Origin of the sequence: Kitasatospora sp. NPDC059973, from assembly GCF_042737525.1 — a bacterium.
Taxonomy (GTDB): Bacteria; Actinomycetota; Actinomycetes; order Streptomycetales; family Streptomycetaceae; genus Kitasatospora.
Genome location: NZ_JBHWUI010000330.1, coordinates 1 through 3,542, shown reverse-complemented (window position 1 = coordinate 3,542; position 3,542 = coordinate 1). Strand labels below are relative to the sequence as shown.

Here is a 3,542-nt window from a genome sequence, read left to right as displayed (position 1 = left end):
GGCCCGGGGGGGGGGGGGGGCCGGGCGGGGGGCGGGGCCCGGCGGTGGGGCGCGCCGCGGGACACCCGGGGGTGCGCCCCACCGGCCGGAAACCGGGTCGTCGCAGGTCAGAGCCGTGGGCCGGTACGATGATCCCTCACCTATCGGGGGGTCAGATGAGCCAGCCGGACGTTCCGGCCCTGGGACCGCTGCTGCGCGCGCACCGCCACGCCGCCGGGCTGACCCTGGAGGAACTGGCGGAGGGTTCGGGCGTCAGCGCCCGCGCCATCGGCGACATGGAGCGCGGCCACAGCCGCGGCCCCCAGGCCCGCACCGTCCAGGCCCTCGCCACCGCCCTGGGGCTCGCCCCGGCCGCCACCGGGACGCTGCTGGGCGCGGCCCGCGCCGGCCGGCGACGGCACCCGGCCGCCGAGGCCACCGGGCTCTGCGACCTGCCGCCCGCGGTACCCGACTTCACCGGCCGCGAGACCGAGACCGACTGGCTCGCCCGGACCGCCGGCGCCCCGGCCGGTCCACCGGTCTCGATCGTCTCCGGCGCGCCCGGACTGGGCAAGACCGCGCTCGTCGTGCACGCCGGGGCGCGGCTGGCCGACCGGTTCGCCGACGGCTGCTTCTTCGTCGACCTGCGCGGCCTGGACGCCGAGCCGGTCACCCCGCACGACGCCCTGGGCCGCCTGCTGCGGGCGCTGAGCGTCCGCGAACGCGACCTGCCGGGCGAGACCGACGAGCGGCGCGGGCTCTACCGCCGGCTGATGCGGGAGCGGGAGGCCCTCGTCGTCCTGGACAACGCCGCCCACGAGGCCCAGGTCCGCGCGCTGCTGCCCGGCCCCGGCGCGGGCCGGCTCTGGGTGACCAGCCGCCGCACGCTCGCCGGGATCGAACACGCCCGCCGGCTCGTCCTGGCGCCGCTGCCCGTCGGCGCCGCCACCGCACTGCTCGGCGCGATCCTCGCCCAGCGCGAGGACGAGCCGGCGGGCGGGTCCGCCCCGGCGGCGCTGGCGCGGATCGCGGAGCTGTGCGGACACCTCCCGCTGGCGCTGCGCATCGCCGGGAACCGGCTGCTCAGCCGACCCGCCTGGAGCGCCGACGGCCTCGCCGAACGGCTCGGGGACGAGGACCTCCGGCTGCGCCGCCTGACCGCCGGGGACCTGCGCATCCGTTCGGCGTTCCGGCTCTCCTACGAACAGCTGGCCGAGCCGGTGCGGCGCCTCTTCCGCCGGCTCGCGCTCGTCCCGGGGCCGGACTTCGACACCGGCGCCGGCGCCGCCCTCACCGGTCTGCGGCCGGACGCGGTCGAGGAGATGCTCGACGAACTCCTCGACCTCGGCCTGCTCGGGCACACCGCCGGCGACCGGCTGCTCTTCCACGACCTGCTGCGGCTGTACGCGCGCGAGCGGCTCCACGAGGAGGAGACCCCGCAGGACGTCGCCGCCGCCGAGGCGGCGCTGTACCGCTGGCTGCTCGACGCGGCCGCGGAGGCCGGGCAGTGGTTCCAGCCCGGACCGCCGCCGGCCGGCCGCGCGGCGGCACCCGTCGGCTTCGGCTCGGCGCGGGCCGCGCAGGCCTGGCTGGAGGCCGAGAGCGCCAACTGGCTGGCCGCCCTGCGCGCCGCGGCCGCGGCCGGCCGGCACACCGACGTCGTCCGGACCGCGGAGTCCATGCACTGGTTCTCCGACCGCTGGACCAACTGGGGCCACTGGCCCACCGTCTTCGGACTGTCCCGCACGGCGGCGCACGCCCTGGGCGACGACGTCCTCGCGGCCACCCACGCCAACTACCTGGCCTGGGCGGTGCACTACTGCTCGCACCAGCCCCGCGAATCGGCCGCCATCGCGGAACAGGCGGCCGAACTCGCCCGCCGCGGCGGGGACGTCACCCAGGAGGCGTGGGCGCACTTCTACGCGGCGGCGGCCGCCAACCGGCTGGGCGAGCCCGCCGACGCCGTCCCCCGGGCCCGGCGGTCGGCCGAACTCTTCGCGACGGCGGGCGACCGCGAGGGCCGCCCCCAGGCCCTGCTGGCCCTGGCCTCGGCCCAGGCCGGCACCGGCGGCCACGCGGACGCGGTGGCCACCACCGACACCATCCTCGCCCTGCTCGCCGACCCGGCCACCGCACCCGCCGCGCACATCGGCGACTTCACCCGGACCAACGCCCTGTCCCAGCAGGGCGGCGCCCTGCTCGCCCTCGGCCGCGCCCAGGAGGCCGAGCGCACCTACGCCGAAGCCCGCACCGTGGGCGCCCGCGTCGCCGTCCCCCTCCTCCAGGCCATCGCCGCCCTCGGCCAGGCCCAGGCCCTGGCCACCCTCGGCCACCACGACCGCGCCCTCACCGCCGCCCGCGAAGCCAGAACCTTCGCCGAATCCGCCGCCGACCCCACCCGCCTCACCGAAGCCACCCAACTGGAAACCACCCTGACGGCCACGAAGGGGTGACCCGGGCGCGGCGCCGACGGAGCCGGACTCGTTCCTGCCCGAGCGTCTCGGGACGACCCTCAGGTGTCCGGCTACCGGCTCGGGGCCTGGTGCGCGGTCCGCAGTGGTCGATCGGAGCGCCACCCGGCGAACGAGCCGTCGCGGGAACGTACGCCCTCAAGGTCGCCTTCGAACAGCACTGCGGCCTCCGCCCTGCGTGCCGGAGGATCGGCCAGATAGCTGTTGCCGTGATCCCAGGTCCGAAGCTCACCCGGGAGCGCTTCGTACCAGGCCAGGCCACGGACATTGCAGTTCCTGCAGAGGAGCCCCCGCACACACCGCCCGCACGACGACTGTCCGGGGCAGCATCGGTGGTCGTGATCGATGTGCCACCAGGACGGGCCCTCCATCGACGAGTCGCCCCCCAAGCGGTGGCACAGCGGGCAGGTATCGTCCTGTGCTCTCAGGATCGCGTTCACCCGGGCGAGCGTCAGCTTGTGCCGACGCGCCTGCCGGATCGCGTTGCGGCACCTCTGACATGTCTTCCCCCGGGGGCCCGCATCGATCCGCCACAGCGTGTCCGCGCACACTTCGCAGGGGTCGCCCAGGGTTTCGACCCATGCGTAGAACTCCTCGTCGGTTTCCCAGTCCACCGGAGCAGGTTAGAGAGCATCACTGACAGTCCCGGGACCGTGACAGCCGCCGTCCTGACCACGCTGGACTGCGACTGCTCCGCACCCGACCTCCGCGCCTGTGCGCCGGCCGCTCTCGGCGACGCCGCGGTCAGGTGTCGGCCAGGCCCTGTTGGATGGCCGGCACCGCGAGGCGGACGCGGTTCGGGCCGCCGGTCTTGGTCATCAGGTTCGCCACGTGGGTCTTCACCGTCGTGACGCCGATGTGCATCCGGTCGGCGAGGTCGTTGTTGGAGAGTCCTGCGGCGACCAGACGGAGGACTTCCTGTTTCCGGTCGGTGAAGTGGGCTGCCTCGTGCCGTCGTTCGCCCTGGTCCTGCCAGGCCGACGAGGCCCTGGCCACCACCCGGCGCAGCACGCTGGGGCTGTACGGGCTGTCGCCGGCGGCCGCGCGGCGAACGGCGTCCAGGACCGTGACCGGTGAGGCGTCGGCCGGGCG

3 protein-coding genes are annotated in these 3,542 nt (G+C 76.1%); 1 reads left to right on the top strand and 2 read right to left on the bottom strand.

What is annotated here, in order from left to right; translation table 11 throughout:
- Positions 1–155: 155 nt before the first annotated feature.
- The gene (locus ACFWA9_RS38755) at positions 156–2,432 is read left to right on the top strand and encodes an ATP-binding protein (RefSeq protein WP_380394228.1); all 2,277 of its coding nucleotides are present in this window, start codon (positions 156–158) and stop codon (positions 2,430–2,432) included.
- Positions 2,433–2,503: 71 nt separating this feature from the next.
- On the opposite strand, the gene ACFWA9_RS38750 is transcribed toward ACFWA9_RS38755, so the two are convergent.
- Both ACFWA9_RS38750 and ACFWA9_RS38745 read right to left on the bottom strand, forming a co-directional pair.
- Positions 2,504–3,064, bottom strand: coding sequence for an endonuclease domain-containing protein (locus tag ACFWA9_RS38750; protein WP_352291404.1), 561 nt, complete (start codon positions 3,062–3,064; stop codon positions 2,504–2,506).
- 130 nt (positions 3,065–3,194) lie between these two features.
- Positions 3,195–3,542 (bottom strand): response regulator transcription factor (locus ACFWA9_RS38745; RefSeq protein ID WP_380394225.1); only part of this gene is annotated, 348 nt, incomplete at its 5' end.

Coding starts and splice junctions, on each gene's coding strand:
- ACFWA9_RS38755 (WP_380394228.1), top strand. CDS start 156: ATGAGCCAGCCGGACGTTCCGGCCCTGGGACCGCTGCTGCGCGCGCAC.